This window comes from Spongiactinospora sp. 9N601 (assembly GCF_044326295.1).
GTDB lineage: Bacteria > Actinomycetota > Actinomycetes > Streptosporangiales > Streptosporangiaceae > Spongiactinospora > Spongiactinospora gelatinilytica.
In genome coordinates this window covers 29,796-53,826 of record NZ_JBIRBB010000026.1, presented here as the reverse complement: position 1 = coordinate 53,826, position 24,031 = coordinate 29,796, and the positions used below count along the sequence as shown (strand labels likewise).

The window sequence follows — 24,031 nt, the reverse complement described above, 5'->3', positions numbered from 1 at the left end:
GCGCGTGCTCGCCCCTACCTGAACAGGAGGAACGCGCCGACGGCCACGATGATGACCGCCACCACGCCCACCACGACGGGGATGAGGTAGGAAGGCCGCTGCTTGGCGGTCTCCCCTTCGTTGCTCTGTGCGAAGGCCCGGAACTGCTGGGTGTTGCCCGCCGGGTCGATCTGATCTGCCATGACGATGACTCTAGTCACTCAGCCAAGGCCCCCGTCAGGTGTTTGTCCCATTTGGCGGCAACCCATGGTGGTGGCAACGGACGGCCCCTTACCCGCGCCCGCGGGCGGCCGGAGGAAGGGGCGGACCTGTGGGCGGATACCGTGGGGTCATGCTGCGGACCGTGTTCTCCTCGCGCCTGGTGGGCATGCACCTGGTGGCGATCGCGGCGCTGGTCGCCTTCGGCCTGCTCGGCCGCTGGCAGCTCGGCGTCTTCGAGGACTCCGGCCGCCCGCATACCGTGAGCGACCCGCCCGCCGTCGCGCTCGCCACGCTGTCCAAGCCGGGCGAGCACGTCACCCGGGCGGCGGCCAACCGGAAGGTGACCGCCGAGGGCGTCTTCGACCCCGCGCGCAGCCTGCTGGTCGCCGGACGCGACGGCGGCTTCTGGCTGCTCGACTCCCTCGACCTCGGCGACGGCACTCAGGTGCCCGTCGTACGCGGCCGGGTGGCCCGGCCGGGCGATCCGGCGGCGGCCGTGCCGCAGGGGAAGGTCACCGTCACCGGGCGGCTAGTGCCCCCCGAGCAGGTGGACTCGGTGCGCCGCGACGCACGCACGCTGCCCGCCGGGCAGGTGCTGTCGGTGTCCACCGCCGAGCTGATCAACGTCTGGCCGGGCGCGCGGCTGCGGGACGGCTACGTGGTGGCGACCGCGCAGAGCCCGGCCCCCGCCGTGGCGGCCGAGCCGGTACCGGCCCCACCGCCGAGCAAACCCGGCGAATTCTCCTGGCGCAACCTCGCCTACGCCGCGAACTGGTGGATCTTCGGCGTCTTCACGATCTTCCTGTGGTTCCACTACATCCGCGACGCCCACCGCGCCCCCGTCCGCGAGCAGCGCGAACCGGAGCACGACGGTGACGCCGCCGGTGTGGCCCTGTCCGAATCGTCAATGAGGTAGATGACCGTGCAATCCGCGCTGAAGCCGTTCCGAGTGCTGGCCTACATCGTCGGTGTCATGTTGCTGCTGCTGGTGGCGGGCATGGTGCTGAAGTACGCCTTTGCGGTGCCGGGGCCGGTGTCGATCATCTCGCCGATCCACGGCTTCCTGTACGCCGTCTACCTGCTCGCCGCGCTCAACCTCGGCCTCAAGGCACGCTGGACCTGGCCGTACACGCTCGGGGTGCTGCTCGCCGGGACGATCCCGCTGCTGTCGTTCGTGATCGAGCGCAAGGTCACCCGCCGCGTGCAGGGCCAGGTGGCCGCCGCATAGCCGGCTAGCGGCCCAGGCCGCGCCTGCGCACCCGCTTCAACCGCTCGCGCTGGCTGGGGTCGAGCATGAAATAGCCGGCGACCGGGGCGCCCAGCAGGGCGAGCACGATGACCCAGTTGACCAGCGAGGGCAGCGGCAGCAGCAGGAGCACGAGGACGGACGCGATGGCAGCGCCGGTGTAGTACTTCGCCAGTGGCGACATGATGGGCCTTTCCTTCGGTGGGGCCACGTGCCCCGCCCTGACATTGTGCGTCGCCAGGACAACGATCGGGCAGGGGCCAGGGGTTCCAGGCGGCTACCCTTCGGCGAGCGACCGCTCGATCCACCCGGCGATCTTCTTCGCCCCCGTGGAGGTGACGCGGTCGGGGTCGCTGCCGTTGCCCCGGGAGTACTGCACGGCGATCAGGACGTTGCCCACCCGGAAGAGGATCTCCGTCGTGTAAGAGACGCTGTCTCCGGTGTACTCCGTGATGTACGCCTGTTCGCCGGGCCCGTCGTAGATCTTCGGCGGCACGGTGTGCCGGATCGGCTGCCCGAAGGTGGCGGTCTTGCGGCCGATCTCCTGCTGGAGGCGATTGACGAAGTACAGCCGTGCCCGCTCGACGCCTGTGTCGCCGCCCTTGGCCGTGAAGTGGAGAGCGTAGATCGTCAGGTCCCGCCGGAAGGAGCGCGGCTGGGTGCTGTCGGCGCTGAGCCAGTCGCACTCATGGTCGGCCCTCTTGGGATTGAGAGCGATGCCCACCTCGCGCATCTGGTCATTGGTCAGGAAGCCGCATGGATCCAGCGGAGCGCTGAAGTGGGTCGGCAGGATCAGCGGCGGCGACGGGGTGGCGGCGGCGACCGGCTGGGTCGTCCCTGAGCGCCACAGGAAGCCCCCCGCGACGGACGCCGCCAGCAGGACCGCCAGCGCCCCCGCCACCAGGAGCAGGCCGCGGCGGCGGGCCAGGCGGTGCCGGGGCGCGATGCGCAGCAGCGTCAGCCGTACCGACTCGTCGTCCGGCCGCGAGGACGGGTCGTCCTGGAGCAGCGCGGCCAGCAGCGGGGCCAGCGGCCCGTCCGGCGGCGGCGCGTTCTCCGGGTCGGTCAGCGGGATGTCGCCCATCGTCATCGGCGTGCCCTGCCCGCCCGGCGGATGGCCCTCCAGCGCGGTGTAGAGCATCACCCCCAGGTCCCGCATGTCGTCGCCGTAGGACCCGGTGGTGGCGAACCCGGACACCGCGACCCGGCCGTCCGGCGCGATGACGACCGCGTCGGGGGACAGGCCGCCGTGCGAGACGCCCACCGCCTTGGCGGCGCGCAGCGCGTCGAACACCCGCAGCCCGATGTCGGCCACCCGCTCGGCGGGCTGCGGGCCCTCGGTGCGCAGCGTCTGGGACAGCGTGCGCCCGGGGATCAGCTCGCAGACCATCCAGAGCCGGTCGGCGGCCACCAGCACGTCGTGGATGGTGACGATCGCCGGATGCCGCAGCCCGGCCGCAGCCCGGACCGTGGCAAGCACGGCCTCGCGCCCTGGCCCTGGCGGCGGCAGCGGCACCTCGCTGATCGCGACGTCGCGGTGCAGCATCTCATCGCGCGCCCGCCACGGCCCGCCCGCCTGGTCGAGCCGGCCGAGCAGCCGGTACCTGCCGCCGAGCAGCGCCGAACCCGGATCAGCCACGACTGTTCAGCTCCTCGGCGATGGACCTGGCGGACTTGAGCGCCCGCTCCTTCAGGTCCTCCGTCGGCTTCTTGCCCTTCATCGACAGGTCCGCCTCCACCAGCAGGTTGCTGGACTGGAAGACGACCGTGCTGGACGTGCGGTCCAGGCTGGTGCCCTCGTAGGCGAAGCCGTCCTGACCCACCCCGGTGACCGACCGCAGCGGGAAGACCGAGCCGACCAGCCCGGTCCCGGCGTCGGCGGCGATGTTCTGCCGCAGGTGCACGAGGAAGGCGTGGGCCACCTCGGGCGCGGTGAGCTTCTTGGCCGGCTTGTAGAGGGTCAGTTTCACCCGGAGCCACCGCTCGTCGCTGGATCCGCCCCAGTCGCAGTACCGCTGACGCGCCGCGTCGACCTGCGGGCTGGGGGTGGGCACGACCAGCTTGCCCTGTTCGAGAGTGAGCAGACCGCACGGGTCGGGGAGTTCGGTGAACCGCCCGGCGCGCGGGTCGGCGGACGGCGTGGCCGTCGCGGCGACGGTCCCGCCCGACCCGTCGCGGGACATCGTCCACAGCGCCGTGCCCAGGACGGCCAACGCCGCGACGCCCGCCACCGCGGCGGCCACGATCCGCCTGCGCCGCGTCGGTGACCTGCGGCGCAGCGCCGGGGCCGGGCGTCCCTCGGCGACATGCCGAAGGGCGGTGCGCAGTTCGGCGGCCCCCGGGCGCACCCGCGGGTCCTTCTCCAGTACGGCGATCAGCACCGGCGCCAGGTGCCCCGCGTGCGCCGGCTCCGGCGTGGGCTGAGTGAGCACCGCGCCGAGCGTCGCCACCGGCGTCGCCCGGTGGAACGGCGAGTGGCCCTCCACGGCGGCGAACAGCGTCGCCCCCAGCGACCACAGGTCGGCGGGCGGCGCCTCGGCCACGCCGCGCAGCCGTTCGGGGGCGATGTAGCCGGGCGAGCCGACCAGGCTGCCCGGCCGGGTCGGGCCGGTGTCGTTCTCCAGGGTCGCGATGCCGAAGTCGGTGAGCAGCACCCGCCCGTCGTCGGCGATCATGATGTTGCCCGGCTTGACGTCGCGGTGCATCAGCCCGCCGCGGTGGGCGTGGGCGAGCGCGTCGAGCACGGCCAGCCCGATCATCGCGGTGCGCTCGGGCGGCAGCGGGCCGTCCCGTTTCACCACCTGTTCCAGGGAACGGCCCTTGACCAGGTCCATCACGATCCACGGGCGGCCGTCGTGCAGGATCACGTCGTGGACGGCGACGATCGAGGGGTGGGAGAGCATCGCGGCGGCGCGGGCCTCGCGCATGGTCCGCTCGCTCAGGTCGGCGCGCTGCGCCTCCGGCAGGTACGGCGCGGGCCGTACCTCCTTCACCGCGACCTCGCGCATCAGCAGTTGGTCGCGGGCCCGCCACACCACGCCCATGCCGCCCGCGCCCAGCCGTTCCTCCAGCTTGTAGCGGCCGGCGAGCGGTGGCGGCGGGTGTTCCAGGTCAGCCACGGGCGTTCAGCTCCGCGACGATCGCCCGAGCCGCCTTCTCCGCGCCCGCGGCGAGCCTGCCGTCCTTGTCCTCCGTGGTCCCGCCGCGCTCGTACTCGATCTCCACGACGAGGTTGCTGATCCGGCACAGCACGATGCGCTTGACGGACTCGCTGAAGATGGAGATCTTCATGGGCTTGGTGTAGCCGAAGGACTCGTCCCCGAGGCCGGACAGCGCGGCGGGCGGCGCGGGCGCGGGCGTTTCGAGCCGGCCATCGCGGACCAAGTCGTCCCGCTTGCCGGCGAAGTACTCCTTGGCCTTGACGATTCCCGTGGCCTCCTGCTCGTACTTGACGAGCCGCAGCACCATGTCGTACTTGCTGTTCGACGGCTTGCGGTAGTCCGCGGTCCGCCATTCGCACTCCAGCTCGGACACCTGTGAGGTACGCGAGGCGGGCAGAAGTTCGGCGACCAGGGCGTCACCGAGCAGGCCGCAGGCCCGGGGCGCCTCGGCGAACCGGCCCTTCGCGCCGGAGGCGGCCGGGGTCGGGGTGGGCGTGGCCACCGCCATGGGCCGCTCGCCCCGCAGGTACGGTGCGCCCAGCACCCCGATGGCCGCCGCCATCGCCACCATCAGCAGCACGGTGAGCACCACGATGGGCCGTGGCACCAGCACACCGGTCCGCCCGGAGCCGTCGATCGTGGGCTGGGTGCCGTGCGGGCGTGCCACCGGCTGCCCTGGTGGCGGGCTCTTGGACTCGCCGGGAGGCATGGCGGGAAGGCCGTCCCGCGGAGTGTGCCGGTGCATCGCTCAGGCCGTCCGGTCCATCGCCGCGATGAACCAGCGGGTCGCCGTCGCCGCGCCCTGGCGCAGCGCCCGTTCGTCGCGGGCGCCGTCGATGGCGGTGTAGCCGACCTTGATGACCAGATTGTCCACGCGCGTCACTATGAAGCTCTGTTCCATTTTCAGATGGGTCCTGTTGTCGTACTGGTGGATCGCGAACGCCTCGTCACCGATCCCGGTGACCGGTTCCGGGCCGGTCACGCGGGCCGAGCGCATCTCGTTCGCGCCGATCTCCGGCCACTTCCAGCCGATGGTCCCGTTGGGGAAGGTGGTGAACAGCTCGTTGCGGTACCACTCGTGCGCCCGCGCCGGGCTGGCGCCCCAGGTCGACTCCTCCCCGCCGATGGCGAACTTCTGCCCGCCGACCAGTTCGATGGTCAGCGCGACGCCCTTGCCCGGCCACTGGCAGCCCTCCCTGTTGTTGGGCTCGCCCGCGGGGCCGGTCGGCACGAGTTGCCGTACCTGGGCGTCGGTGAGCATCGAGCAGAACTGGAGCGGGATCGCGTACTTCCCGGTCTCCTCGCTCAGCCTCGTCGGCTTCGGATCGGGCGTGGAGGCGCGGTCCACGGCGTTCACGGCGAGAGCCGTACCGGTGCTCACCAGCGGCAGCCCCGCGATCATCGCCGCCGCCACGAGCCACGTACGCCCGCGCCCGCGCGGCTGCGGGCCGGTGGGCGCGGTGTGGGGCGACGGGGGAGGGGGCGGCAGCGCCGGGGTGCGCCCCGAGGCCAGGTCGCGAAGCATCTGTTCGGCCACGGGCAACGGCGGGCGTACGGCGGGGTCGGCGGCGAGCAGGTGTTCCAGCACCGGGCCGAGCGGACCGGCCCGCTCCGCCGGGCGGGCGGGCTCGGTGAGCACCTTGCGCAGCACCTCGATCGGCGACTCGGCGTCGTGCGGCGGGCGTCCCTCCACACCGAAGTAGAGCGTCGCGCCCAGCGACCACAGGTCGCCCGCGGGGCCGTCGTCGGCGCCGCTGAGCCGCTCCGGCGCGACGTAGGCCGGGGTGCCGATCAGGTGGACGGTACGCCCGACCGTGGTCTCCCCCTCGATCGCGGCGGCCCCGAAATCGGTGAGCACCGCCCGGCCGGTCCTGGTCAGGAAGACGTTGCTCGGCTTGATGTCGCGGTGCACGATCCCGGCGGCGTGCGCGACGGCCAGCGCGGACAGCAGGTGGACGCCCACCCTGGCCAGTTGGTGCGGCGGCAGCGGCCCGCGCTCGGCCACGGTCCGCTCCAGGGACGCGCCGCTGAGCAGTTCCATCACCACCCACGGCCGCCCGTCCTCCACCAGCACGTCGTGGACGGTCACGATGGACGGGTGGCGCAGCCGGGCGGCCACGTTGGCCTCGCGGACCGCGGCCTCGCGGATCTCCCGGCGGCGGTCTTCGTCCTGGTCGGGCGGGATGTGCACCTCTTTGATGGCCACATCCCTGCCCAGTACGTCATCGAGGGCGAGCCAGACGGTCCCCACCGTGCCTTCCCCCAGCGGGTTCAGCAACCGGTAGCGTCCGGCAAGCCGTCGAGCGCCGATCAATGGGCCCTCCCCGTCCGACTGCATGGCCCATAGCAAAATAGCCATTTACCATCCGGACGGCCACCTACCGGCCTCCAGGGCATTTTTCTGTCAGGCTGGCAGGGAGACCTCGGCGGGAGGAGAACTCATGTCCGCGGCGTACCCCGGCCGGCGCGTGCCGCCCCGGCTGGACGACCTGGCCGTCGTGATCCTCGCCCCGACCAGCGCGCTGAGCGGCCGGGACGGGCAGATCAGGCCCATCGGGGCACAAGGGGTGTTCCACGCGGACCACCGGGTGCTGTCCCGGGCCGTGCTGCTCGTGGACGGCCTGGAACCGGAGGCCGTCGCGTACGCGCCCGGCGGCCCCGGCGTCGGCAGGTTCGTCGCGCTGGCCCGCTGGCTCGGCGACGAGGGCCCCGACCCGGAGGTCCGGATCGAACGCGTCCGCACGGTGACCGGGCAGGGCGTACGCGAGGAGATCACGATCATCTCGTCGGCCGCCGAGCCGCTCGCCATCGACGTGCGCCTGGAGCTCGGCTGCGACTTCGCACCGATGGCGCAGGTCAGATCCGGCTTCGCCGGGGAGCCCGCACCCGCCGTACGGCAGGCCGACGACACCCTGATCTGGCGGGGCCCCGACGGCGTGACCACCACCGTCGCGGGAGAACCCCTGCGGGCGGAGCCCGCCGATGGCCCCCGGCCTGGTACCGGCGGGGTGGCCGCCACGGGGGCGGAGCCCTCCGGCGCTCCCCAGCCGAGCCCCGGCGACGTGACCCCCACCCTCGTGGAGGAGGACGCGCGGGCGGAGCCCGCCGATGGCCCCCGGCCTGGTACCGGCGGCGTGCCCCCCACGGCGGCGGAGCCCTCCGGCGCTTCCCGGCCTGGTGCCGGCGGGGTGATGGCCGCCGTTGCGGGGGAGGGCGGCGCTGATCCCCGGCTGGCCTGGCGGGTCGCGCTCGCCCCCGGCGGGCGGGCGGTGCTGCGCTGGTCGGCGGGCGTGACCGACCCGGGCGCGGTGGTGATCGCCGCCACCGGCCCGGCCGAGTGGCCCGAACCCGAAGTACGGGCCGATGACCGCCGCCTGGCCCGGCTGCTGCACCGCTCGCTGGACGACCTGCGCGCGCTGCGGCTGGCCGACGCCGCCGCGCCCGGCGACACCTTCATCGGCGCGGGCGTGCCGTGGTACCTCACGCTGTTCGGCCGCGACAGCCTGTGGACCGCCCGGATGCTGCTGCCGCTCGGCACCGGCCTGGCCGAGAGCACCCTGCGGGTGCTCGCCCGCCGTCAGGGCAGGGCGACCGACGGCCCCTCGGGCGAGGCCCCCGGCAAGATCATGCACGAACTGCGCCGCGGCGAGTACACGATCACCGGCCGGGGCGGCGAGGTCCGGCTGCCGCCCGTCTACTACGGCACCGTGGACGCCACCCCGCTGTGGATCTGCCTGCTGCACGACGCCTGGCGCTGGGGGATGCCCGAACAGGAGGTCGCCGCGCTGCTTCCCGCGCTGCGCGCTGCGCTCGGCTGGCTGGCGGGCGAGGGCGACCCCGACGGCGACGGCTTCGTGGAGTACGCGGACGAGGGCGGCCAGGGCCTCGCGAACCAGGGCTGGAAGGACTCCCCGGACGCGGTGCGGTTCCACGACGGGCGGCACGCGGCGGCCCCCATCGCGCTGGCCGAGGTCCAGGGCTACGCGTATGAGGCGGCGACGGGCGGCGCGGCGCTGCTGGACGCCTTCGCGGGGCCGGGGGAGGGGGACCGCTGGCGGGAGTACGCCGCCGCGCTCGCCACGCGCTTTCGCGCCCGCTTCTGGGTGGACACCGGCCCGTACGGCCCGCGCCCCGCCTTGGCCCTCGACCGCGACAAGCGCCCGGTGGACTCCCTGACCAGCAACATCGGTCACCTGCTCGGCACCGGCCTGCTCTCCCCGAAGGAAGAACGCCAGGTCGCCGACCTGCTGGCGGCCCCCGAGATGTCCGGCGCGTTCGGCCTGCGCACGATGTCCGCCCGCGACGCCGGCTACAACCCGCTGTCCTACCACTGCGGCTCGGTCTGGACCCACGACACCGCCATCGTGATCGGCGGCCTGGCCGCGGCCGGTTACGACGAGCCCGCGGCGGACCTCGCGCGTTCGCTGCTCGACGCCGCCGAGGCGTTCGGCCACCGGCTCCCCGAACTCTACGGGGGCGACGACCGGCGCCCGCTCGGCACGCCGGTGCCCTACCCCGCCGCCTGCCGCCCCCAGGCGTGGACCGCCGCCGCGGCCGTGACCCTCGTCAACGCGGTGCTGGGGGTGCGCCCCGACGTCCCGGCGGGCCGGGTCGCGCTGCGCCCGCTCGCCGGGGCCCCGCTCGGCGCGCTTTCGGTACGCGGGCTGCGGATCGCCGGCGCCGAAGTGGAGGCCGCCGTGGACGCCTCCGGAGACGGCTCCCTCACCGGCCTTCCCGGCGGGCTCACCCTCGCCTGATTGCACCGGTTCTTCACATTGTGGAGAGGAGTATCTGCACCGGTACGCCTTAGTCTTCCGGCATGGCCAACCAGCGACAACAACGCACGATTCTGCTCGTCGAGGACGACGAGACGATCGCGCGGGCCGTGCGCGACCGGCTCGCCGCCGAGGGCTTCGCGGTGCGGGTCGAGGGCGACGGCGCGCGCGCCCTGGAGGTCTACACCGCGCTCGAACCCGACCTGGTGGTGCTCGACCGGCTGCTGCCCGGGCTCGACGGCCTGGAGGTGTGCCGCCGCATGCAGGCCGAGCGGCCGGTGCCGGTGCTGATGCTGACCGCGCTGAGCGAGGAGACCGACCTGCTGGTCGGCCTGGGCGTCGGCGCGGACGACTACGTGACCAAGCCGTTCAGCATGCGCGAACTGGTCGCCAGGGTGCGCGCCCTGCTGCGCCGCGTCGAGCGGGCCGCCCAGTTAACGGCGGGCGACACCGTGATCAAGGTGGGTGAGGTCGAGATCGACACGGCCGAGCGGCGGGTGTACGTACGCGGCGCCGAGGCCCAGCTCACCAGGACCGAATTCGACCTGCTGCGCCGCCTCGCCGACCGGCCCGGACAGGTCTACGAGCGGGAGCGCCTGCTGGCCGACATCTGGGGCTTCTCCGAGGCCGCCGCCACCCGGACGGTGGACAGCCACGTCCGCGCGCTGCGCAGGAAACTCGGCGCGGGCGTGGTCAGGACCGTGCACGGCGTCGGCTACGCCCTGGCCAAGACCGGGTGAGCGCGATGCGACCGCTGGACTTCCTCGGGCGCATCAAGATCAAACTAGGCGTGGTGATCCTGCTCGCCGTGGCGGCGGCGTTCGTCGTCAACGAGGTCGGGATCAACCTCGGGTACACCCGCGACGCGCGGATCGCCGTCGCCGCCGGGCTCGCCCTGGTCCTGGTCCAGATCATGGCCCGTGGCATGACCAAGCCGCTGCGCGACATGGCTGCCGCCGCGCAGATCATCGCCAAGGGCCGGTACGGCGAGCGGGTCCGTGCCACCTCCCGCGACGAGGTCGGCGAACTGGCCAGCGCCTTCAACGCGATGGCCGCCGACCTCGGCGAGGTGGACCGGCAGCGCCGCGAACTGATCGCCAACGTCAGCCACGAACTGCGCACACCGATCACCGCGCTGCGGGCCGTACTGGAGAACGTGGTGGACGGCGTCTCCGCACCCGACCCTGAGACGCTCGGCACCGCGCTCGCCCAGACCGAACGGCTCGGCAAACTGGTCGGCCAGTTGCTCGACCTGTCCCGGCTGGACTCCGGCGCGCGGCTCATCGACCCCGAACCGGTCGGCCTCGGCGCACTCGTCCAGCAGGCGGGCAAGGAGGCGACCCTGGCCCGCGACGGTGTGCGCGTGCGCGGCGACGTGCCGCCGGGGCTCGCCGTACTCGCCGACCCGGGGCTGCTCGCCCAGGTGCTCGCGAACCTGCTGGACAACGCGGTACGGCACAGCCCGCCCGGCGGCACCGTCACGGTCACCGCCCGCCCGGACGGGCCGCGCGTACGTCTCACCGTGTGCGACGAGGGACCGGGCATCCCGGAACACGCCCGCGCCCACGTCTTCGAACGCTTCTCCCGCCTGGACCCGGCCCGCGCCGCCGATGCCGGAGGCAGCGGGCTCGGCCTGGCGATCGTCAAGGAAATCGTGGAACTCCACGGCGGCGGCGTCCGGATCGACGAAGGTCCCGGCTGCCGGATGGTCGTCGAACTCCCCGAAAGGACCACCGTGCCCACAACCCCCTCGCCACCCCCCACACCCTCACCCAGCCTGGAGCCCGCCTTAACTCAACCTCCCGATCCGGCCCCACGTCCCCCTGCTTCACCCGACCCGGCTTCCCTTTCGGCCCAGGGCCCCGCTTCCTCACCAGATCCGGCCCTGCCTCTGGCTCACAGCTCTGCTTCCTCGCTCGATCCGGTTTTGGCTGCGGGTCAGCCCCCCGCTCTTTCGCCTGATGCGGCCCCGGTTTCGGCTCACAGCTCTGCTTCCTCGCTCGATCCGGTCCTGGCTCCGGGTCAGCCCCCCGCTCTCTCGCCTGATGCGGCCCTGCCTTCGGTTCAGAGCTCTGCTTCCTCGCTCGATCGGGCTCTGGCTCCGGGTCAGGCCCCCGCTCTCTCGCCCGACGCGGCCCCTGCTTCAGCCCCGGGCCCCATGCTCCCTTCCGACCCGGCTCCCGTTTCAGCCCAGGCCCCCGCCACCTCACCTGATCCGGGTCCCGCCCTGGTATCCGCTGCACCCCAGGCCCACGGCAGCGCGGCGGGGCCGGCCTCCACCCCTTCCGGCGCGCCCGCCCCCTCCGGAGCCAGGGCCGTGCCCGCGACCACCCCCGGCAGGGTGACCGCCTCCCTTCCCGCGGAAGCCAGGGCCGCCGGCCCCCCGCCCCCCGGCCGGACCCCGCCCCCGCCGACCCTCCCACCAGGTTCCTCCTACCCCAGGAACTGGGGCCTGGCCGTGGCGTTCTGCCTGCTGGGCGCGTTCTTCGGACTGGTGGCCGGGGTACTGATGGCCCTCCCGGTGGCCGCGCTCGACCTTCTGGCCGGGATGTTCCTCGGCGCCCTCAGCACGGTGGTCGGGGCCTTCGTGGGCACGGTCATCGGGGCCACCCGGGTCGCCGGAATCGCCCCGCCGCCCACCGACCGCCGCACCCCACCGGCCCCGGGGACGACCCCCGAGCCCGGCCCCCCGTCCGCCCGCAAACCCCCCGCCTACACGCCGCCACCGGTATTCCCCCGCCCCGTGGTCCCGGACATGCCCCCCTGGGGCCTCGCCGCCATCGTGGCCGTGGCCGTGTTCGCCATCGTCGCCGTGCCGTACGGCTCGCCCGGCCTCGGCATGGTGCTCGCCGCGCTCGCCGCCGGAGCCGCCGTCCTCCCCGCCGTGTGGCGCAGGCTGGACGGCTGGTCGATCACCTTCGGCCTGATCGGTTACGCGCTGATCGGCACCGCCCTGTACCTGCACGCCGTCTGGCTGGTCGTCCCGTCCATGCTGGCCGGCTTCTGCCTGGTGTCGCTGGCGATCTCAGGAGCCGGTCGCGGCTGGTACGGACTGCTCCGGGGCCTGGTCTCGCTGGTCTTGGCGCTGCCTCCGCTGCCGTGGTTCGCTGGTGGGCCGTTGCGCGCCCTCGCCCGCCGCAGGCCCAGCAAGCCGGGCCAGCTCGTCGCCGGCATCGCGCTCACGCTCGGCCTGCTCGGCATCTTCGGCGCGCTGTTCGCCTCCGCCGACGCGGTCTTCTCCTCCTACCTCCGCGTACTGCTCACCCCGCCAGGCTGGCTGGACACCGTACCGGCCAGGGCGTTCATGTTCCTGATCTTCGGCGCGCTGGCCGCGGCCGGGCTGCTGGTCGGCCTGCGCCCGGTGGCCGAGCCGGTGGCCCCCGACGTACGGCTGCGGGTCGGCCGTTCGGTGTGGGCTTTGCCGCTGGTCGCGCTCAACCTGCTGTTCGCCGCGTTCGTCCTGGTACAGATCACCGTCCTGTTCGGCGGCGGCCGGCGGGTCGCGGTGACCGCGGGCCTGACCTACGCCGCCTACGCCAGGGAGGGCTTCTTCCAGCTCCTCATCGTCAGCGTGTTCGTGCTGGCCGTGGTGGCCGTCGCCGCGGGCACCGTGTCCGTGCGCGGCCGGGAGCGCTGGGCGCTGGCCGTACTGCTCGGCGTACTGTGCCTGCTCACCATGGTCATCCTGGCCTCCGCCATGCACCGAATCGGCCTTTACACCGACGCCTACGGCTACACCCGGCTGCGCGCCTCCGTGGCCGCCACCATCATCTGGCTCGCCGCCGTGTTCGTGCTGGTCATCGTGGCCGGCGCGGTACGCCTGACGCGTCGCGGCCACGGCGGCCGGCTGCCCAGGGCGCTCGTCGCGCTGACCGGGGCCGGGCTGGTGGCGTTCGCGGTCTGGAACCCCGACCTCCAGGTGGCCGCGACCCAGATCGAGGTCAGGAAGACCATCAGCCGGCTGGACATCGACTACCTCAACGAACTCGGCCCGGAGGCGATCCCCGCCCTGGACCGGCTGCCCGAGCCGATGCGTACCTGCGTGCTCCAGGACATCGCCAGGGCCGCGGGCCTTTCCGAGCCCGCCACCTGGCAGAGCTGGAACCTCGCCAGACAGCGCGCCAGGGAGGCGATCGCGGCCCGTCCGCTGCTGCCGCAGGCGAGCTGCGCGAGCGTGCCCTACCGGAGCGGCGACGCCGAATGAGCCCCGATAAAGTGCGAAGCACCTAACCAGGCTTCGCGCGAAAGGGGCGCCTCCTTGCGGACTCCCGAGCAGCCGGACGTCCGGGCGGCCAAGGGCATCCTCGCGGACCCGGCCGGACGGTCGATCTTCGATGGGCCGTTCAGCTTCCCGCTCATGGTCGCCGACCGGGCCGCGCTGCGGCACAACATCGCCACCCTGGCGGGGTTCGCCCGCGAGCACGGCATGGAACTCGCCCCGCACGCCAAGACCACCATGGCCCCCGCGCTGCTCGCCGCCCAGCTTGAGGCGGGCGCGTGGGGGTTCACCGTGGCCACGCCGAGCCAGGCGCTGATCCTGCGCGGCCACGGCGTCGAGCGGATCATGGTGGCCAACGAGATCGTCGACCCGGCGGGGCTGCGCGCCATCGCGGCCGAGCTGGAGCGCGATCCGTCCTTTGAGTTCCTGTGCTTCGCCGACTCCGTCGCGCAGATCGAGATCATGTCCCGGCACGCGGGGGCCAGGCCGTTCCGGGTGCTGGCCGAGCTGGGGCAGCCGGGCGGGCGCGGCGGCTGCCGTACGGTCGGCGACCTGCTCGACGTCGCGGCGGCCGGCCAGGCCGCGCCGGGCGTCGAACTGGCCGGGGTCGGCGGCTACGAGGGCACCCTCAACTCGGCCGACCAGGTGCGCGCGTACCTCGGCCGGCTGCGCGAGGCACTGGACCACCTGCGGGTGCGCGACCCGATCCTGTCGGTCGGCGGCAGCATGTGGTTCGACGTGATCGGCCGGGAACTGGCCGACTGCCAGGCCCGCGTACTGCTGCGCAGCGGCGCCTACATCACCCACGACGACGGCATCTACCGCGAGCGCACGCCGTACAACCGGATCGCGGGCGAACTGCGCCCCGCCCTGGAGGTCTGGGCGCACGTGCTGTCCACTCCCGAGCCGGGGATGACGATCGTCGGGTTCGGCAAGCGCGACGCGCCCTACGACGAGGGGCTGCCGGTGCCGAAGGCGGTCCGGCGGGCGGACGGCGAGCTGTCCCCGGTCAAGGGCGAGGTGGTCAAGATGTGGGACCAGCACGCACTGCTGACGGGCGAGAACGACCTGCGGCCGGGCGACCTGGTCTCATTCGGCATATCCCATCCATGCACGGCGTTTGACAAGTGGCGGGTCCTGCCGGTGGTGGACGAGCGTCATGTCGTGGTCGAATTGATCGCCACGTACTTCTGAGACGTATCTTCTGACCCGCCCGGGTCTTCTGACACGGCTTGGCGGCACGATTCCGGAGGGCGCTTTCCGGCAGGGCTTGGTGACGGCAGGCCCTGGTGACGGCAGGGCCTGGTGGCAGGGCATTACGGCAGGGTCGATGGCACGCGGCTTTCGAGACGGCAGGACGGCTGAGGTGGACAGTTCGGTATACGTCTTCGTCGAGGACATCAGGGGCGAAGGCATGGACAAGGTGCTCGACCGCCTCACCGCGTACGGCGCGGGCGGCATCACCGTCGCCGCCGCCTACCACCGCGCCCGCGACGTCACCCCGCACGGCCAGACCCGGGTGACCCTACGCTACGACGGCACGCACTTCCACCCGCCGGACGAGCTGTTCACCGAGCTGCGGCTGGCCCCGCCGATCCAGGACGGCGCGGCGGAGGAGCCGCTGGCGGCGCTGCGCGAGGCCACCGCCGTACGCGGCCTCAAGCTGTACGGCTGGACGGTCTTCCTGCACAACACCACGCTCGGCCTGGCCAACCCCGACGTCACCGTGCGCAACTGCTTCGGCGACCGGGGCTCCCCGGCCGACCTGTGCCCCGCCCACCCCGACGTGCGGTTCTACGCCGAGGCGCTGGCCCGCGCGGTCGCCCGGCAGGGCGTGGACGGCGTGGTGGCCGAATCCCTGCACTTCGCCCCCTTCGCCCACGGATACCATCACGAGCGGTGTTTCGTCCCGCTCGGCCCGATGGACGCGTTCCTGCTGAGCCTGTGCTTCTGCGAGTACTGCATGCGCCGCGCCACCGACCTCGGCGTCCACGCGGAGGTGGCCAGGGAGGAGTGCGCCCGGATCGTCGGCGGCATCCTGGACGGCGACCCGCCCGCCCAGGGCGAGGTCACCCGTGCGGCGCTCACCGCGTACGCCGGGCCCGACGTCGTCGCCTACGCCCGCGCCCGCTCCGAGACGGTGACCTCGCTGGTGGCCGCGGTGTCGACGGCCGTGGCCGAAGAGGGCTCCAAGCTGGTCTTCCTGGACGCCACCGGCGCGCACAAGGGGTACACCGACGGCCTGCCGTCCCCCGGGCTCGCCGCTCACGACGCCTGGCAGCTCGGCATTGACCTGCTGGCGCTCGGCGACCTGGTGCCCTCCTTCGGGGTGCTCGCCTACGCCCGCGACGCGGCCAGGGTCGCCGACGACGTGGCCGCGTACCGCCGTTCGGTCGGCAAGGACCGCCAGATCCGCGCCGTGCTGCGCCCCGGCCTCCCCGACACCGACTCGGCCGACCGCCTGGCCGCCAAGGTCCGCGCCGTGCGCGCGGCGGGCGCCCAGGCGGTCGACTTCTATGCGTACGGCCTGGCCCCCTTCCCGGTGCTCGACCGCATCCCCGAGGCCCTGATCCAGACCCCCTGAACCTACGCCGAACCACCGGAGACCCGGTCTTGGTCGCACATGGCATACTCGGCGCATGGCGTGGCGAGCGTGGCGACCGGCGGAAAGCGCGCTGATCGGGCGTTCCGCCGAGCTGGACCGGCTGATCGGCGTCGCGCGGGCGGCGGCCGAAGGGTCGGCGGGCGTGGCGCTCGTCGGCGGCGACGCCGGGATCGGCAAGACCCGCCTGGTGACCGAGCTGGCGGAGTGGGCGTCCGGGCTCGGGTTCATGGTCATGGCCGGGCAGTGCGCCGAGCTGGGCGACGCCGTGCCGTACCTCCCGCTGGCCGACGCGCTCCGCGACGCGCCCCCCGACCAGGTCGCGGCCTGGCCCGTGCTACGCCGCCTGCTCCCCGGCACGCGGGGCGAGACCGACGAGGAACAGGCCGGCGGCCTCACCCAGCAGCGGCTGTTCGGGCAGGCCCTGGCCCTGCTCAGCGAGCTGTCCGCGGAACAGCCCGTGCTGTTCCTGCTTGAGGACCTGCACTGGGCCGACCGTTCGACCCGCGACCTGCTCGTCTTCCTCACCCGCATGCTGCAGTCCGAACGCGTCTGCCTGGCCGGCACCTACCGCACCGACGACATCCACCGCCGCCACCCGCTCCGCCCGTTGCTGGCCGAGCTGCGCCGGCTGCCCATCGTCGTCCCGATCGAACTCGGCCCGCTGCCGCCCCACGCCATGGCCGACCACCTGGCCGCGCTGGCGCCCCCCGCCGCGGTGTCCACCGGCTCCATCGACTCGATCGTGGAACGTGCCGGAGGAAACGCCTTCTACGCCGAGGAACTGCTCGCCGCCCGCGATGACGGCGATTGCGATCAGGACGCCGGCCTGCCGGAAGGGCTCGCCGAACTCCTGCTCTCCCGCGTGGAGAAGCTGTCCGAACCGGCCCAGCAGGCGCTGCGCGCCGCCTCGGTGGCCGGCCGCCGCGCCGACCACGACCTGCTCGCCGGGGCCGCCGGGCTGGCGGAGTCCGGGTTCGACGAGGCGCTGCGCGAGATCGTGTCCAGGGGGCTGCTGCTGCGCGACGGGTACGGCTACGTCTTCCGGCACGCCCTGCTCAGGGAGGCCGTCTACGGCGACCTGCTGCCCGGCGAGCGTACCCGCCTGCACACGCAGTACGCCGCGCTGCTGACCGCCGCCCCCGGGGGCGGCAACCCGGCCGAACTCGCCTACCACCACCTCGCCAGCCACGACCTCGCGGGCGCGCTCGCCGCGTCGGCCGAGGCGGGCCGCCGCGCGCTGCGCCTCGGCGCCCCCGCCGAGGCCCACCGCCACTTCGACCAGGCGCTCGGCCTGTGGGACCGAGTACCCGACCCCGAACGGGTGACCGGCACCGACCGCACCAGCCTCGGGCTGCGCAGCGCCATCGCCGCCGCCGACAGCGGCGACAACCGCCGCGCGGTCGCCCAGCTCAAGGAGCTTCCGCCGACCGCCGAGGTCAACGAACGGCTGGCCTACTACCTCACCGAGATCGAGGACGAGCCGGGCTCCATCCAGGCCGCCCAGGCGGCCGTCGAGGCCGCCACGGACGACTCCATGCGCGCCCACGCCCTGGCCACCTACGCCCGCGTCCTGTACTGGACCACCCGGCACGACGAGGGCAAGGACCTCGCCGCCCGCGCCCTCGCGGCGGCCGAGGCCGCCGGCGAGTCGGACGCGGCCAACAGCGCCCTCATCTCCCTGGCCGCGTACGCCTCCATCGCGGGCGACGAGGTCACCGCCGAACGCCTGCTCAAGCGCGTCACCTCCCGCCCCGGCCCCAATCTGTCCATCAACCTGCGCGGTCTGTTCAACCTCGCCCGTCTCCAGTACGAGGCCGGCGACCTGGCCCCCGCCGCCCGTACCGCCGACCGCGGCGTCCGGTTCGCCGCCGAGGCCGGGCTCTCCTGGAGCACCTTCGGCACCGAACTTCGCTTTCTGCGCTTCCTCATCCACTACGTTCTCGGCGAATGGGACGACGCCCAGCGCGTGGCGGCGGGCTTCCCCATCCGCGTCGGCACCGAGGCCGAGGCCCTGCTGTCCTCGTTCGCGCTGTTCGTCGAGGTGGCCCGTGGCCAGCCGGCCGCCGAGGAACGGCTGTCGTGGCTGCGGAAGTTCCAGCGCCTCCCGCTGATCGCGTACATGTCGCGCGGCCTGGAGGCCGAACACGCCCTCTGGCGCGGCGACCCGGAGGCGGCCCTCGCCCACGTCCAAGCGCTGATCGCCATCGTCGAGCCGTACGACGCGGTCCTCATCCGCATCTGCACCATCGGCCTCGCCGCCCTCGCCGAAACCGGCCCCGCCGATGCCGCCGATCTGGCGGACGACCTGCTCGCCCGAGCCCGCCACGCGGCCACCACCGGCCCGGGCTCCGGCGCCCGCGGCCCGCTCGGCGTCGAGGGCCTCGCCTGGCTCGCCCGCGCCGAAGCCGAATGGCACCGCGTCCGCGGCACCGCCACCCCCGCCATCTGGGCCCGCGTCGTCACCGCGTTCGACTTCGGCTTCTCCTACGAGGTCGCCCGCTCCCGCTGGCGCCTCGCCGAATCCCTCATCACCGCGGGCGACCGCGCCGCCGCGGCCGACGAATGGAAGGCCGCCCTCACCACGGCCCGCGAACTCGACGCCACCCCGCTCATCGAAGCGCTGACCACCCTGGGCCGCCGCGCCCGCCTCGCCTCGGCCCCATCACCTTCGACCCCCGCCCCGGACAACCTCACCCACCGCGAACGCGAAGTCCTCACCCTCGTCGCCGAGGGCCTCACCAACCGCGAGATCGCCGAACGCCTCTTCATCGCCCAGAAGACGGTCAGCGTCCACGTCTCCAACATCCTCGCCAAGCTCGGCGTCTCCACCCGCACCCAGGCCGCCGCCCTGACCCGCCGCCCCTAACGCCCCAACCCCCGGTACCACCCCAGCACGCTCCTACCCGGCTTCCTACCGGGCACGCTATTACCGGGCACGCTCCTACCGGGCACGCTCCGAAAGCGCCAGCCCCCGCACCAACTCGATCAGCTCCGCCGGATCGAACGGCTTGGTGAGATAGGCGTCCACCCCGATCCCCCTGCTCCGCCGCCGATCGTCATCCTGCGCCCGAGCAGTGATCATCACCACCTTGATCCCACTCGTCCCCTCATCCCCCCGCAACCGCGCCGCCGTCGCCCACCCGTCCAGCCGCGGCATCATCACATCCAAAGTCACCACATCCGGCCGCACATCGAGCACCCGATCCAGGCAATCCTGCCCATCACTCGCCGTCTCGACCTCGAACCCCTCCAGCGTCAGATTGACCGCTATGAGCTGCCGGATGACCTCATCATCATCCACCACCAGTACCCGCCCAAGATGCTCGCCCACGGCGGCGACACTAGCCCCTCCCCAGGCCACCCCGTGCGTTTTTCAAGGGACTTCTGACCCCAGAGATATCATGGTGCCGAGCGCCGCCCAGGTACTGGTAACCTGGTTCCGCAACGCGCCCCCTTAGCTCAGGGGATAGAGCACCGGCCTCCGGAGCCGGGTGCGTAGGTTCGAATCCTACAGGGGGCACCGCTGATCTTCCTTTGGGAACGTGCGCTGGCCTGGGGAAACGCAGGCCATTCGCGTTTCTGGAGTGTGCGGCCGAGTGCCACCGTGAGCAGCCGAATGCCTTGATCACGTACCACTCACGTACCGATCTCCACGGGCCTGGCGGCGCGCGTAACGCGGAGAGGGGCCAGCCGTACGGCTGGCCCCTCTCCGCTGGGCTACCTGGTGTCACACGGCTTCGCCGCCGTCCGGTCCGGCCGAGTCGCCGAGGGCGCCGTCGATCAGGCCCCGCCAGAGGTGGTCTTGCCCGTCGATGCACTTGGCGTAGATCTTCAGCAGGACTTCGACGCTGTGCCCCGCCCACTGGGCGACCTGGGTTGCGGGAACTCCGGCGTTGAGCCGCATGGAGACTCCTGCATGCCGCAGATCGTAAGGCCGTTTGGCGAGCTGCGTGCCCACCTGCTGTGGTGTGAGGGCGAATGCGCGGGCGAGCTTCCACGTACGGACGTAGCCGGACTTGTGGAGTGTTCCACCACGTTCCGTGCGGAACAGCCGCCCGTCACGCGCAACGCCGAACCGCCTGATGTGATTGCGAAGAATGGCCACCAGTTCGGGGGGAACCGGAATGATCCGCTTGGCCTTACGGGGGCGCCCCTTCAATCCGCGCACCTCGTGAACCTGGCCGTTGTCGGTCCACTCACTTCCTACGGTGGATGCTGAGCCTCCCAGTGTCAGCCGTCCCCACCCTGCGGCCGGAAGATCGCAGTCTTCCTCGCGCAAAGCCGTGACTTCGCTGGGACGCATCATGGCGTAGTACATGCAGGCGAAGAAGGCCACGAGTCGTTCTCCGCGTCGCCATCCGGCGTAGCTCACGGCGGTGAGCAGATCCCGGACCTGAGCGGGTGACGCCACCACGGACGGGTCGATTTCCTCGCACATCTCGGCTTCCGGAGCTTTCCAGTCGAGTTCTGCGCTGATCGGGTTTTTGGTGAGCCGTTTCTTGGCGGCCCCGTAGCGCAGGACGTTGTAGAGCACCCTCCGGCGGCGGCTGTAGTAGCCGGCGGCGGCGGGAGTGCCGTCGAGCTTGGTCGCGCACGCTTCCAGCGCCGTCGTGATGTGGTCGTACTCGGCCAGTTCGGCGACAGGGATCGATGCCCTGGCGATCCATTCCAGCGCCTCGGCGATCTCCTTCGGCTTGTCCGCGTCCCTGTTTCGTTTGTTGAAGGCCCAGCGGTAGAGGGCGCTGCGCAGCACCTCGGGTTGAGGGGCACCGCGCCGGTCTTTGACCAGGACCGGGGTCACGACCACGAGGGTTTCCGCGATGGATACGCGTTGTCTGCCGGAAACCTTGGACCATCGGACGTCAACGTATTCGCAGGCGTGTGCGTACCACGTGACCGTGTTCTTGGTGCGGGTCTTGGATTCGGGCAAGCCGGTTTCGGTGTCGAACGCCTCGCCTCGTTGGGCCGCCTTCTTCAGTTCGGACCGAACGCTGTCGGCAAGTTCCCACGTCGCGTAGTGCTCGGTGTAGACCTTGCTTTCGACGACCCAGCGGACCATGTAAGGGCGGTTGCCGGTCTTCTTGGTGGAGATCTTCCAGATGCGGACGTTGTAACTCTTCATCCGGTCAGCTCGCCTTTCGTTCTTCGGCCAGGGAGTCGAGCCAGTCGTCGAAGTCGCTGCGCTTGATGCGCAGTTCGCCGTTCGGAAGGCGGTGGCACCGAGGGGCTATGCCGAGGGCGCGCCAGTGCTGCCAGGTACGGCGGGCGATATTGAGTTCACCGAGGACGTCGGGGACGCTCATCCACACGCCGCGCCGATCGGGCACGCGTCGCATGTCATTCGGTCTCGTCTGCCTCACCTCCGCTCTCCGTGCTCGCGGGTGGAGAGGCGTGGATGGACCAGATAAGCGGGCGAGGGGCGGCGGCCGGGGCCGGTGCGGGGTGGGGCGGGTTGGCGGTGGATCCAGCCGAGTTGTTCGAGGACTTCGAGGGCGGGTTCCAGTTCGGTGACCTTGCGGAAGCGGCTGCGGGGGAGTGCGGTGAACGCCTCGCGGGCGGTGAATCGTGCCGGGCGGGTGCGTTCAAGCCAGGCATGGACGGTGCGCGCACCCTCCATGTCGGGGTCTGCGCCCATCGCGTCGAAGGTGGCCAGCGCGTGAGCGGTGAAGTACCCACCCAGCTCCACGGCGGCGGTCATGGTGTCGGCGCTGATCGGATGTCGCCAGCCGTCGTCTACGTGGGTGGCGAGGTGGATCAGTCCGGCCATGCGGGCAACCGCGCCGTCGAACTTGCCCGCCCAGTCGGCGATGTGGCTCAGGTCGCCGGACTCGGGTCGTAGCCGTGGTTCGGTACGGCGGCGCTGCTCGGCGAACACCTCGGCGGCCTCGGGCGACAGCGCCAGCCGTGCGGGGTCCTCCCACTCGTGCATGCCGATGACGAGTTTTTGCAGATTGTGCTGATAGCGCGCGGCGACCTGGGGCGGAACGGGGTCGGGGTCGATGCGGCGGTATCCGATGTTGGACTTGGGCAGGCTGTAGAGGATGCGTCCGAGCAGCCCTTTGCCGCGGAAGCCCGGCATGCCGGCGATGTCGGCGACGATCTCCGGTTGCACGGCCAGGCCGAGGGTGAGCGCGGCGTGATCGACGTGTTCGGTGCGGCCGCGCCGGTCCACGGTCAGCGTGTCTCCGGCATGCCCCTTCAGGAAGAGATCAAGGTTGGGCGTGCCGGAGTAGCGTCCGGCGAGGGTGGCGAAGATGCCGCCTTCGGCCGACAGGACGGCCAGCCGTCCGCCTTGCTCGGCGAGCAAGCTGGCGGCGGACTCGGGTGTGATGTCGTCGGCGACGAGCCGGGGCTTGACCGGAACCTTGATCGCATTCACGGCCAGGGCGGCGCTTTGGGCTTCGGCGAGTGCTTCGGCGGCGGCTTCGCCGTGCGCGGCGCTGGCGGCGCGGGCAGCCTTCTCGGCGGCGTCGGTGGCCAGACGGCGGGCTACTTCGGCCTCGGTGATCTGCGGGCCGATCTGTTCGAGCAGGGCCTTTTCAGCGGTCCGGAGTGGTGCGGTCATGTCGCGGAATACTGCGGATTTGCGCGAGCCTGGCGGCATGGCCACCAGGACGTAGAGGTTCACTGGTTCGACCCATGAGCCTCGGACGTTGACCACTGCTCGGCCCCCGGCGGCAGTGGACAGGGCGGCCAGGCCGACGCAGCCCGCAAGGTCAAGCGGGGTCTGTGTCTCCTCGGCTACGGCGGTCATGTGGTCGGCGACCCATGCCGGGAACGCGCGGGCGGGGAAGGGCGGCAGCTCGGCGCGCTGCCGGAGGGGGATCGGGGTGTCCCACCGGTGGTGGGCGTCGGCGAGCTGGTCGGCGGCCCCGAGACTGGCAAGGATCGCGCTTGCTTGCCGGGTGGCCCCGTTGGTGAGGGTCATGCTGCCTCCCGGCGGGGTTGGCGCTGGCCGGAGTCGAGTCCGGAGCGGATGGTGGCCTGTGCTTCATGAGTGGTCAGTCCGGTGGCTTCGGCTGCGGCGTGTAGGGCCTGCTCGGCCAACCGGCGCGGGAGGAATCCGGGGGTGGTGAGCTGTCCGAGGGCGAACGCGGCGGCGTTGAGGGTGTCGTTGCGGGTGCCGGGCATGGCGGCCAGGACGCGTTCCACCTCGCCGCGCAGCGCGGCCAGCGCGTAGCCGGCGGCGCGTTCGGTGCCGAGTAGCGCGAGCAGATCGGGGGCGCAGGCCGATGGCAGCTGAGGCGGTGGCGGGGTCAGCCGTGCGGCGAGCCAGTCGGGGAGTACGGCGGGTGCGGCGGTGTGGATGACGTCGTAGTGGCCGGTGCCGTCAGGCGCTCGGACGTGGCTGCCGGGGGCGACGACGTAGCCGCCGCTTGCGCGGGTGTCGATCAGCCAGCCGAGGCGTCCGGCGGTGTTGCCGAGACGTGCGCCGGGTGGGGCGGTGAAGTAGAGGTGGGTGCCGCCTCGGCGGGTGCGGACGGTGAAGGTTTCCAGCGGCAGCGCTTCTTCGGCCTGTTCGCAGAGGGCGGCGAGTACGTCGGCTCCGTCGTTGATGCCGGGTTGATTCCACGGTGGTGGTGGGTGCTGGCCGGGCTTGGGGGTGTCCAGGTCGAGTACGACCAGGCGGGAGGGGCCGCAGGCGATGCCGATGTTGAACGGGCCGCGTGCCCACATGTCACGAATGCGGGCGGGGTCGGTGGTGGCGTGGCGTTCCCAGTCGGTGAAGCCGCGCAGCGGGCGCTTGCCGTACGGGGTGAGCGGGAAGACATGCCAGCCGCGTGCGGCGGCGGCGAGGGCGTACTGCGTGAGGTCAGTCATGAG

Annotated in this window: 19 protein-coding genes and 1 tRNA gene; 9 read left to right on the top strand and 11 right to left on the bottom strand. The window is 72.4% G+C overall.

All coding sequences use genetic code 11. The features are described 5' to 3' along the window. Positions 1-14: 14 nt before the first annotated feature. Complete coding sequence (locus tag ACH34R_RS40535) at positions 15-182, bottom strand: hypothetical protein (RefSeq protein WP_199536991.1); 168 nt, start codon at positions 180-182, stop codon at positions 15-17. A gap of 149 nt (positions 183-331) precedes the next feature. Here ACH34R_RS40535 and ACH34R_RS40530 point away from each other — a divergent pair, with 149 nt between their 5' ends. Together ACH34R_RS40530 and ACH34R_RS40525 are read left to right on the top strand one after the other, a co-directional pair. Continuing rightward, positions 332-1,117, top strand: a complete 786-nt coding sequence (locus ACH34R_RS40530; protein WP_397566926.1) for an SURF1 family protein — start codon at positions 332-334, stop codon at positions 1,115-1,117. Then, entirely contained in the window at positions 1,118-1,429 is a 312-nt protein-coding gene (locus ACH34R_RS40525) for a DUF3817 domain-containing protein (RefSeq protein WP_397566925.1), read from the top strand. A 4-nt stretch (positions 1,430-1,433) separates the two neighbouring features. Here ACH34R_RS40525 and ACH34R_RS40520 read toward each other — a convergent pair whose 3' ends face one another. The 5 genes from ACH34R_RS40520 to ACH34R_RS40500 all read right to left on the bottom strand — a co-directional run bounded on the left by ACH34R_RS40520 (position 1,434) and on the right by ACH34R_RS40500 (position 6,922). Further along, complete coding sequence (locus tag ACH34R_RS40520) at positions 1,434-1,631, bottom strand: hypothetical protein (protein ID WP_111168339.1); 198 nt, start codon at positions 1,629-1,631, stop codon at positions 1,434-1,436. 93 nt (positions 1,632-1,724) lie between these two features. Beyond that, a complete protein-coding gene (locus tag ACH34R_RS40515; protein ID WP_397566924.1) occupies positions 1,725-3,086 on the bottom strand; it encodes a hypothetical protein in 1,362 nt (453 codons plus the stop codon). After that, positions 3,079-4,566, bottom strand: coding sequence for a serine/threonine-protein kinase (locus tag ACH34R_RS40510; protein WP_397566923.1), 1,488 nt, complete (start codon positions 4,564-4,566; stop codon positions 3,079-3,081). Before ACH34R_RS40510 ends, ACH34R_RS40515 begins: the two co-directional genes overlap by 8 nt. Beyond that, the gene (locus tag ACH34R_RS40505; protein ID WP_397566922.1) at positions 4,559-5,317 is read right to left on the bottom strand and encodes a hypothetical protein; all 759 of its coding nucleotides are present in this window, start codon (positions 5,315-5,317) and stop codon (positions 4,559-4,561) included. Before ACH34R_RS40505 ends, ACH34R_RS40510 begins: the two co-directional genes overlap by 8 nt. Before the next feature lie 39 nt (positions 5,318-5,356). After that, complete coding sequence (locus ACH34R_RS40500) at positions 5,357-6,922, bottom strand: serine/threonine-protein kinase (RefSeq protein ID WP_397566921.1); 1,566 nt, start codon at positions 6,920-6,922, stop codon at positions 5,357-5,359. 127 nt (positions 6,923-7,049) lie between these two features. Between ACH34R_RS40500 and ACH34R_RS40495 the strand changes: the two genes are divergently transcribed. The 6 genes from ACH34R_RS40495 (at position 7,050) to ACH34R_RS40470 (ending at position 19,073) form a co-directional block, all read left to right on the top strand. Then, positions 7,050-9,365, top strand: coding sequence for a glycogen debranching N-terminal domain-containing protein (locus tag ACH34R_RS40495; protein ID WP_397566920.1), 2,316 nt, complete (start codon positions 7,050-7,052; stop codon positions 9,363-9,365). 62 nt (positions 9,366-9,427) lie between these two features. Then, on the top strand, positions 9,428-10,123 hold the full coding sequence (locus ACH34R_RS40490) for a response regulator transcription factor (protein ID WP_111168345.1): 696 nt from the start codon (positions 9,428-9,430) through the stop codon (positions 10,121-10,123). Positions 10,124-10,128: 5 nt separating this feature from the next. Then, positions 10,129-13,587: a DUF4153 domain-containing protein gene (locus ACH34R_RS40485; protein WP_397566919.1), complete on the top strand. Its 3,459-nt coding sequence runs from the start codon at positions 10,129-10,131 to the stop codon at positions 13,585-13,587. Positions 13,588-13,641: 54 nt separating this feature from the next. Next, positions 13,642-14,796, top strand: a complete 1,155-nt coding sequence (locus ACH34R_RS40480) for an alanine racemase (protein WP_397566918.1) — start codon at positions 13,642-13,644, stop codon at positions 14,794-14,796. A gap of 172 nt (positions 14,797-14,968) precedes the next feature. Further along, entirely contained in the window at positions 14,969-16,186 is a 1,218-nt protein-coding gene (locus tag ACH34R_RS40475) for a hypothetical protein (protein ID WP_397566917.1), read from the top strand. A gap of 55 nt (positions 16,187-16,241) precedes the next feature. Beyond that, positions 16,242-19,073 carry an AAA family ATPase gene (locus ACH34R_RS40470; protein ID WP_397566916.1) on the top strand — a complete coding sequence of 944 codons (2,832 nt, stop codon included), beginning with the start codon at positions 16,242-16,244 and terminating at the stop codon, positions 19,071-19,073. Between the two features lie 75 nt (positions 19,074-19,148). Here the strand turns inward: ACH34R_RS40470 and ACH34R_RS40465 are convergent, their stop codons facing one another. After that, positions 19,149-19,538 (bottom strand): response regulator transcription factor, encoded by a 390-nt coding sequence (locus ACH34R_RS40465; RefSeq protein WP_111168873.1) that lies wholly within the window; start codon positions 19,536-19,538, stop codon positions 19,149-19,151. A gap of 117 nt (positions 19,539-19,655) precedes the next feature. On the opposite strand from ACH34R_RS40465, the gene ACH34R_RS40460 reads away from it, so the two are divergent. Further along, positions 19,656-19,727: transfer RNA gene (locus tag ACH34R_RS40460), tRNA-Arg, on the top strand. 207 nt (positions 19,728-19,934) lie between these two features. Here the strand turns inward: ACH34R_RS40460 and ACH34R_RS40455 are convergent. The 4 genes from ACH34R_RS40455 to ACH34R_RS40440 are packed head-to-tail and all read right to left on the bottom strand — an operon-like array spanning position 19,935 to position 24,028. Then, entirely contained in the window at positions 19,935-21,329 is a 1,395-nt protein-coding gene (locus tag ACH34R_RS40455) for a tyrosine-type recombinase/integrase (protein ID WP_397566915.1), read from the bottom strand. Between the two features lie 4 nt (positions 21,330-21,333). Next, positions 21,334-21,534, bottom strand: coding sequence for a helix-turn-helix transcriptional regulator (locus ACH34R_RS40450; RefSeq protein WP_397566914.1), 201 nt, complete (start codon positions 21,532-21,534; stop codon positions 21,334-21,336). Positions 21,535-21,563: 29 nt separating this feature from the next. After that, positions 21,564-23,135, bottom strand: coding sequence for a YfjI family protein (locus ACH34R_RS40445; RefSeq protein WP_397566913.1), 1,572 nt, complete (start codon positions 23,133-23,135; stop codon positions 21,564-21,566). Beyond that, positions 23,132-24,028: a bifunctional DNA primase/polymerase gene (locus ACH34R_RS40440; RefSeq protein WP_397566912.1), complete on the bottom strand. Its 897-nt coding sequence runs from the start codon at positions 24,026-24,028 to the stop codon at positions 23,132-23,134. Before ACH34R_RS40440 ends, ACH34R_RS40445 begins: the two co-directional genes overlap by 4 nt. Between the last annotated feature and the right edge of the window lie 3 nt (positions 24,029-24,031).

Coding starts and splice junctions, on each gene's coding strand:
- ACH34R_RS40495 (WP_397566920.1), top strand. CDS start 7,050: ATGTCCGCGGCGTACCCCGGCCGGCGCGTGCCGCCCCGGCTGGACGAC.
- ACH34R_RS40525 (WP_397566925.1), top strand. CDS start 1,118: ATGACCGTGCAATCCGCGCTGAAGCCGTTCCGAGTGCTGGCCTACATC.
- ACH34R_RS40520 (WP_111168339.1), bottom strand. CDS start 1,631: ATGTCGCCACTGGCGAAGTACTACACCGGCGCTGCCATCGCGTCCGTC.
- ACH34R_RS40490 (WP_111168345.1), top strand. CDS start 9,428: ATGGCCAACCAGCGACAACAACGCACGATTCTGCTCGTCGAGGACGAC.
- ACH34R_RS40445 (WP_397566913.1), bottom strand. CDS start 23,135: ATGACCCTCACCAACGGGGCCACCCGGCAAGCAAGCGCGATCCTTGCC.
- ACH34R_RS40485 (WP_397566919.1), top strand. CDS start 10,129: ATGCGACCGCTGGACTTCCTCGGGCGCATCAAGATCAAACTAGGCGTG.
- ACH34R_RS40505 (WP_397566922.1), bottom strand. CDS start 5,317: ATGCCTCCCGGCGAGTCCAAGAGCCCGCCACCAGGGCAGCCGGTGGCA.
- ACH34R_RS40455 (WP_397566915.1), bottom strand. CDS start 21,329: ATGAAGAGTTACAACGTCCGCATCTGGAAGATCTCCACCAAGAAGACC.
- ACH34R_RS40470 (WP_397566916.1), top strand. CDS start 16,242: ATGGCGTGGCGAGCGTGGCGACCGGCGGAAAGCGCGCTGATCGGGCGT.
- ACH34R_RS40535 (WP_199536991.1), bottom strand. CDS start 182: ATGGCAGATCAGATCGACCCGGCGGGCAACACCCAGCAGTTCCGGGCC.
- ACH34R_RS40440 (WP_397566912.1), bottom strand. CDS start 24,028: ATGACTGACCTCACGCAGTACGCCCTCGCCGCCGCCGCACGCGGCTGG.
- ACH34R_RS40530 (WP_397566926.1), top strand. CDS start 332: ATGCTGCGGACCGTGTTCTCCTCGCGCCTGGTGGGCATGCACCTGGTG.